This window comes from Phormidium pseudopriestleyi FRX01 (assembly GCF_017313335.1).
GTDB lineage: Bacteria > Cyanobacteriota > Cyanobacteriia > Cyanobacteriales > Laspinemataceae > Laspinema > Laspinema pseudopriestleyi.
Genome location: NZ_JAFLQW010000458.1, coordinates 1 through 8,020 on the forward strand (window position 1 = coordinate 1; position 8,020 = coordinate 8,020).

Annotated in this window: 5 protein-coding genes and 1 pseudogene; 5 read left to right on the forward strand and 1 reads right to left on the reverse strand. The window is 46.8% G+C overall.

Annotation, left to right across the window (positions count from 1 at the left end; all coding sequences use genetic code 11):
- Positions 1-214: 214 nt before the first annotated feature.
- From J0895_RS17115 to J0895_RS17125, 4 genes and pseudogenes are all read left to right on the forward strand, one after another.
- Complete coding sequence (locus tag J0895_RS17115) at positions 215-709, forward strand: GNAT family N-acetyltransferase (protein ID WP_340643544.1); 495 nt, start codon at positions 215-217, stop codon at positions 707-709.
- 178 nt (positions 710-887) lie between these two features.
- Complete coding sequence (locus J0895_RS17120; RefSeq protein ID WP_207089251.1) at positions 888-1,646, forward strand: hypothetical protein; 759 nt, start codon at positions 888-890, stop codon at positions 1,644-1,646.
- Positions 1,647-1,795: 149 nt separating this feature from the next.
- Positions 1,796-1,954 (forward strand): hypothetical protein, encoded by a 159-nt coding sequence (locus J0895_RS26825; RefSeq protein WP_340643543.1) that lies wholly within the window; start codon positions 1,796-1,798, stop codon positions 1,952-1,954.
- A gap of 15 nt (positions 1,955-1,969) precedes the next feature.
- Positions 1,970-2,353, forward strand: a pseudogene (locus tag J0895_RS17125) (Uma2 family endonuclease); the annotation flags it as partial.
- Positions 2,354-2,421: 68 nt separating this feature from the next.
- On the opposite strand, the gene mutL reads toward J0895_RS17125, so the two are convergent.
- Positions 2,422-4,092: a DNA mismatch repair endonuclease MutL gene (gene mutL, locus J0895_RS17130; RefSeq protein ID WP_207089253.1), complete on the reverse strand. Its 1,671-nt coding sequence runs from the start codon at positions 4,090-4,092 to the stop codon at positions 2,422-2,424.
- A 398-nt stretch (positions 4,093-4,490) separates the two neighbouring features.
- On the opposite strand from mutL, the gene J0895_RS17135 reads away from it, so the two are divergent.
- On the forward strand, positions 4,491-7,940 hold the full coding sequence (locus J0895_RS17135) for a S8 family serine peptidase (protein WP_207089252.1): 3,450 nt from the start codon (positions 4,491-4,493) through the stop codon (positions 7,938-7,940).
- The last annotated feature ends 80 nt before the right edge of the window (positions 7,941-8,020 follow it).

Here is an 8,020-nt window from a genome sequence, read left to right on the forward strand (position 1 = left end):
AAATGTTCCTTACTCCGTAAGCTTTACAGCCCAAGGGTTTTCGTCCTTATTTCCTACTTTTAGGCTCTCAAGTAGGAAAAACAGTCTGTATCCCCCGCCAGACAAAGGTTAGCAACAACACAAAAATCAATTTGGCCGGGATACCTACCTTGAACCCCTGAGTGAGTTACTCCTGGAAGGATTTCGGGAAAACTGGCCGGAAGCATGGCCCACAATCGAGGCGGCAAGACAAGAGGTTTTGGATTCATTGGCAGAGGATAGAATTAACCGAGTTGCCATCAATGAGACAGGCCAAGTATTGGGATGGGTTGGCGGAATCTCTCAATATAACGGCCAGGTTTGGGAAGTTCATCCCCTTGTAGTTGCGGCGGATTATCGCCGCCAAGGAATTGGTAGAACTCTGCTGAATGATTTAGAGGAACAAGTCAGACAACAAGGTGCATTAACCCTCTGGTTGGGGACCGATGATGAAATGAATATGACCAGTCTTTCTGGGGTTAATCTTTATTCTAATCTCTGGGAAAAATTCAGACTATTCAAAATTGGCGAGGTCATCTCTATCAATTTTATCAAAAGTGTGGGTTTGAAATTGTCGGCGTCATGCCCGATGCCAATGGCAGAGGGAAACCGGATATTTTTATGGCAAAATCCGTGGGTTTATAAAAAATCCGCCCAGGCATCTATTGAGGATAAACCGGAAAACCCATAGGTCTTGTTGTAGCATCATTTTAGAACGTCGGCACAATACAAATAAAGGTTAGAAACCGGGTTTCTGGCCCAAGAGTATGGGAATTAGCATCAAGTTAGGACAGAAACCCGGTTTCTGGTCCCCTGAATCTAATCCGATACTGACACTCTAAAACCCCTTATTTGATGTCGAGGCATAAATGAACGGTCATCGATTTGTCAAAAATGCAGCGATTCTCCCTTGGAGACGTTACGCGATCGCCTCCCTGCTGTGCGCCCTATCTTTAGCTTGTACTGGAACCGTGAATCGCAAAAGCCCTCTGACAACCGCCAACGCCAGTGATGCGGAACCGAATATTTCCTATGGGGATTTAATTTTTCCGCAACAATCCGACTATTTTATAATTCCCGTTGGATTTGAGGGCGATGAAAGAAGCTCAAAAAGTAGATTTTCTAAGGATATCTATGGAGATTCAGCCTATGATCGCATGAGTCTGATGACGATTTACAATTTAATTTTTCATAATCGGCGCACAGGAGAATCTCATTTACTCCTCAGCGAAAATAGATTAATTTCCTCGTTTCAACTGATTAATGAGGAAAATGCCGAAGGGCAAGCCGTTAAAAATCAGTTTGTTTTTATCGAGGTGATTCCTGAAGATACGAATCAAGATGGAATTCGCGATCGCCAGGATGCGGTGATTGGCTATATCGCTGATGCCTCGGGGAAAAATCTCAAGCAGATAACGCCGGATAATACTCAACTGGTGTTTTGGCAAATTGATAAACCATTAGGGGTTCTGTTATTGAAGGTGGTTCAAGATACTAATAATGACCGCAAGTTTACGGGAGAAGATGATATCAGTTTTATCAAAGTACCTCTCAATAATCCGGGAATTGGACCGGATATTATTACGCCGGAAATGCGGCAGCAAATTAATCAGCGGGTTAAGTTATAGGCTGTCTCAATCCATGTTGCTGTTGGTCAAACTGGTAACTCATAACCCCTTATCCACAGAGCGATCGCCTTTTTCCCAGAACTGCGATCGCTCTTTTACTGCTACAATAAATCATTAGAACGCAATTGGAGTTCTCCACTATGCCTGAGATGACGATAAAAGACGTGGAACGGATTGAGTCAATCCTCAGCGATGCGGGTTTTGACTATCAACTCGAACTGGAAGAAGGTAGCATTATTATTATCGGGCCATCAGATATCATCACCAGCGAAGTCTCCGTTGAATTCGCTTGTCAACTAAGCAATTAGGTAAAACCTCGCCGTCTCGGTCGCGTCTTCGACTCAGCGGGTGGGTTTATTTTACCCAATAGCGACCTGAAAGCACCAGATGTTTCTTTTGTTTTGCGCGATCGCCTTCCCAGAAGCGTTCGCTATTTTGCTACCCTCGTTCCCGATTTAGTTGTAGAAGTCAAATCTCAAAGCGATCACCTCAAAAAATTGCGCGAAAAAATTCAAATTTATCTCGACCAAGCTGTGCCAGTTGCTATTTTAATCGATCCAGATACTTGCCTACTCGAAGTTTACCGTCCCGATGCTTCGGTACAAACCTTGGGCAATGGTGATATTTTAACTGTGCCGGAATTACTACCTGGATGGGAATTAGTCGTGGAAGAACTTTGGCCGGTAATATTTGAGGATGAAAAATAGCGTTCATTCTTACGAACTTACGAAGAGAACGACTGAAGTCGTTACTACAAACTAGGGGAATTATTCTGTTAAATGCCGTGACTTTTGCCGATGACCCAGTGACGGCGGAAAAAGCGGGCTAGGGAGGACTCTTTTAAGGATAAATAGATGGGTCTGCCGTGGGGACAGGTGCGGGGGTTGCGGGTGCGTTGCCAGCGGTCTAAAATATCTTGCATTTGGGGTAAAGTGAGGGGGGTGCCGTTGCGGATGGCGCTGCGGCAGGCGGTGGCAACTTGTGCTTGTTGTAAGTCTCCTCCTAAGCTGAGTTCAATCAGGGCGTCGGCACAATCGTCTCGTTGTGCTAACAGTTCGGGGACGGTACGAACGGCCCATAATTCGCTGCCAAAGGGTTGGACATCGAGTCCGAGGCGGTTGAGTTGTTCAAGTTGGGCGGGGGTGAGTTGATTGAGGACGATGGGAGGTTCAATGGGTACGAGTTGCCAGCGATCGCAGAGTTGTTCGTATAAAATGCGCTCATGAGCGATATGTTGTTCCACTAACCATAATCCGTTGGAATGTTCGGCGATGATATACATTTGGCTAACTTGGGCAACGGCGCGCAGGTGCAGGGGTTGCACCCGACTGCCGGATTGGGAATTCTCCTCGGGGTTACTGTTGAGGTGATATGCACCTGTTGCTTCAGACGCTTTCAGGAGTTGGGTGACGCGGTGTTGTGCGGCATCGGGGGTGGTTTCTGGATTTAACTGCAACCCTTGGCCGATCGCCTCACTGACTCGTTCCTGCCATTGCTTGATATTCTTGAGATAAATCTCTGCTTTTGCCGGGTGGCGGTTCCAGTTGATTTGTTCTGGGGAAATTTGCAGATGCAGTAAACAAACCGGGTAGCGATCGCGGGGTAAAGTCCTGGCAAATCCGGCAATTAGGGTTTGTTCCAATTCCGGCGATCGCACGAAGCGCCCGTTGACTGCTACCTTGACCCAATCGGGACGTTGGCGATGACAGCGATCGGGTAATCCCAACACCAGGGAGATGGATTCTGCATCACTCACTGATAGGGTTAGCGCTTCTAAATCCCCACTCTTGACCCCACGCAGAATTTGAGGCAAAATTTGCTGGGCGCTTTGTCCTGGGGTAATTTTAAACCAAGGGCGATCGTCTTGTTCCACCTGCCAAAGCACATGAGGATGGCATAAGGCGATGTGCTGAATCATCTGCTGGATCGCTCGCACTTGTTGGGGAACCGAGGGCAATCCCTGACGCCGGGGTTGCCAGCGTTCAAACAAATCGCAGACGGTAACGATAGTCCCCGGGGCGATCGCCGTAGGTTGGACTTGGACTGCCTCACCTTGGGAATTGTAAGTCGCACACCATCCCTCACCTTCGGCAACTCGACTTTTAATTTCCAACTGGGACAACTGCGCCAAACTGTGCAGGGCCTCACCTCTAAATCCCAGACTGGTAATGTTCCACAAATCGTAAACATTGTGGATTTTGCTGGTACTGTGGGCAGTTGCTGCCTGTTGCAAATTTTGCAAATCCATCCCCGATCCATTGTCTGCCACCCGCACCCGCCAGAGTTGGGGCCACACCGACACCGAGATCCGCGTTGCACCGGCATCTAGGGCGTTTTCTACCAATTCCCGCAAAACTGCCGCCAGAGAGTCTATCACCTCTCCAGCAGCGATCAGATGTACGACATCTGGGGGTAGGGTTTGAATACTTCCTAACCCTGTTGGCATTTCGTTCCTAGAATTGGGCGGTAACAAAACTTCCTTCACTTCCCTTGTGGTCACTCCTCAAGCTGACTAATCGGTTCCTATGGTATCAGAAATCGGGGCAATCAGGCTGATAGCGCTTCCCGGACTTATGGGGTACAGATGCGATGAGGAGTGCGTTGGCGCACCCCAAAAGAATATACCGGATCACTGTGGGAAGCGCTATATTCAGGATGGGGACTTCCAAAAACGTGATTCGGACTTCACTAGAGAAAGAGTATGTAACCCGGTCACCTCGTAAATTTTGCATTAACCGTAGCAACAAGCATGAACTATTGTTGCTAAATTCAACGGTTGGTGGAACTCAGTGCTTTAATAGAAGTCATCCTAGCCAATATAAAACACTTCTGGGCCGATCGCTGATGTCTTTAGAATTATTTGATGCTAGTTATTACCTCGCGGCCAATCCGGATTTGCCCGCCGTGGGAATTGCCACGCCAGACCGACTCTTCCGACATTTTCAAACATCAGGTTTAGACGAAGGACGGGCTTTTTCCCCTTTTGTCAATCTAAATTATTATAGAGAAAAAAATCCTGAATTAGCCTTTGCTGGACTTACCTCTAATAGCCAACTCTTAAGGCATCTTCAAGGGTGGGGGATTGCCGAGGGGCGGAGTTTCTCCCCCTTGCTGGACCTCAATTATTATGTGAATCGAAATCCTGACCTGACCCCAGTATTGGCGGGCAACCTGGAAGGGGCATTTCAACACTTTTTGACGCGAGGATTTGCTGAAAATCGGCGATTTTCCCAATTTATCGATTTGGATTATTACTTAGCGGTTAATCCGGATTTAGAGCAAGCGTTAGGAGGCGATCGCCGTGCGGCATTCTCCCATTTGCTGAATACGGGAATTGCCGAAGGACGTCGATATCTGCCCGGAGATCTCGGGGTGATCAACTCCTCTCACACAGTAGGGGCCGATCCGAACAGTCGTCCCGTGGTCAGTTCCCTCGATACCGAAGACTATTATAAGTTTCGCCTGGACACATTTAGCGATATCAGTGTCAAATTAGACGGCAACAATGCCTCGGCCAACATTCAGTTAATTCGGGACCTCAATAATAATGGCATTCCCGATGACGCTGAAGTGCAAGCGGCGATCGCTGCCGAAAAAGCTCCCGTCTCACAACTGGATCGCTTTGCCACGGCACCGGGAACCTATTTTGTCAAAGTTTCTGAATCTGAAGGAGATACAGCTTACCAGATTAACGTCTCTGCCGTTCCATCAAGTCGCCTCTTGCAAGCTCATCCCGGTAACACGTTCAATGAGGCATTATGGATTGGAGATGTAACCCGTCCTCAAGCGCATCAAGGGTTTATTGGAACTGAGAATTTCCAAGATTTCTATCGCTTTAACGTCAATTTCACGAGCGATTTACGTCTATCTTTGGAAAATTTAAGCGCTAATCTCCAAATTCAAGTGATGCAGGACCGCAACGAAAATGGCATCATTGATAGTGGAGAAATTATTTCAACCCAAGCCAATAATACTCGCAACCTGATTGATTTAAACGGGGATGGACAAATTGACTTCATGGAGTATCTCAATTCCTTCCGACCCGTGGAAGAACCAGAACCCTATCCTGCTAACGTTTATCTATCTGGGTTGCAACCGGGAACGTACTTTGCCCGAGTTCTGCAGGTCGATAATGAGACGGCTTACGATTTGATGATGGAGTCTATTCCATCGGGAGTACCCGCATCGGGGGCGAGAAATATGGAACCCATTAGTTTCGGACAGATTGGGGTATTACAAGATCGCTTTGAAGTAGCAGACTTTATCGGCGAAGCCAATCCTTACGACTTTTATCAATTCGAGCTAGATCAGACTCGAAATGTTGATATCAAACTGCAAAGTTTAGAACAGCCTGCGGATTTTTTCTTGATGCAGGATATCAATAATGACGGGACTTTTACCTTCCAGGAATTTATTACCTATCCCGGAGAAGAACCCACTCTGACGCCCCAAATTAATCGGGTACTCGGACAAGGAACTTATTTCCTGGGAGTGATTAAAGTCGGCGGCAATACACCCTATTTCCTCACTGTCGATAAAACTGCTCCAACCCTGCCCTCTTCCGGAGCCGGAAATACCCTGGCGACTGCTGCTGATGTGGGAATTTTATCCGAGACGCAAATCCCGAGTGATTTTTTGGAAAGCAAGAACCCAGAAGACTATTATAAGTTTACTTTGGATTCTTTTAAAGAAGTGAGCCTTTTTCTTTATGAACTCAGTGGCAATGCTCAACTTTCTTTGATTGAAGATATTAATAGCAATGGGATAATTGACCCGGATGAAGTCATTGTTACCTCAGAATCTCAGGGTGCGGCTCAAGAGTCAATTCAACGGATTTTGAGTCCAGGAACCTATTTTGTCCGGGTCAATACTATCCAAGGAGATAGCACCTATAATCTCTGGTTAGAAGCGAATGCTTCAGAAATTACGCCGAATGGAGCGGGGAATGGGGTCGCCGATGCGTTTAACTTCGGGTTGCTCGATCGCGTGCAACGCACATCAGGAATCATGGGACCCGAAAATCCCAATAATTTTTACCAATTCCAAATTGATCGCCCTCAAACTATCAGCGTATTTTTAGATGGGTTAAGTGCTAATGCTGATTTGTATTTAGTTCAGGACCGCAATTTTAATCAAGTCATTGAACCGGAGGAACTGGTTGCCCTTTCCACTCAAAAAGGTTCTACCTTAGAACAAATTCACCTCACTCTAGATCCGGGAAATTATCAAATTATGGTTTCCCAAGTGGGTGGTCCAACTGCTTATGACCTGAGTATTTCTCCACAGCTTTTTAATCGCTCATCGGGCTATGGAATGGTGAATGCAGCAGCAGCAGTGGCAGCGGCGATCGGGACTGAACCCTTCCCAGAAGCACCGACACAGGTGGGGTCGAATTGGGTTCCAGATATGGTGAATGCACCCGCAGTTTGGAATCAAGGCTATACGGGTGAAGGGGTGATTGTTGCCGTCATTGATGGTTATTTAGATTATACTCACCCGCAGTTAGCCGGAAGTATTTGGACAAACCCAAATGAAATCAATGGCAATAGCATTGATGATGATGGCAATGGATTTGTGGATGATATCATCGGCTGGAATTTCTTGGATGGCAATAATCAGATTAATCGCATTGATCCTTTAGAGGGTCATGCCAGCCATGTCGCCGGAATTATTGCTGGCAATAATAATGGCATTGGCAATAGCGGAATTGCTCCCAATGCCATTATTATGCCCGTGCCTGTCATTGGTGCCTTTACCGGAAAAGAAGAACGGATTGCCACCGGAATTCGCTATGCTGTGGATAATGGTGCCAGGGTAATTAACTTGAGTTTGGGCGGTGGGGCTGTGAATAATACCCTGAAAGAAGCCCTCATTTATGCCCGAGAAAAAGGAGCCGTTATTGTCTCCGCGTCTGGAAATGATGGATTAAACTCTGTTGGGGGAGATGAACGGTTTAGTTCAGTCAGGTATCCAGCTGCTTATGCCTCGGAATTCGGGATTGCAGTCGGTGCAGTCACTCGCGATCGCCAGATTGCTGACTTTACCAACCGAGCCGGTACTGATATCCTTAATTATGTTGTTGCACCGGGAGAAGATATCTATTCCTCTGTGCCAATTAATACCTACGATTTCTGGAAAGGAACCTCAATGGCAGCTCCCGTTGTCAGCGGCGTAGCTGCACTGATGCTCAGTGCTAATCCAAATTTGACACCCCAACAAGTGGAGCAACTTATTACCGGAACCGCCAATCCGAATGGCATTATTGAGGATGGTGTATTTGATATCTTCGGTTAACTTTCAATTCACCTGGGAGGGACATGACAGTGCCATGTCCTTCTGGAGTTCTAGGGAGTCTAAGGGAACTCCAAAAAATC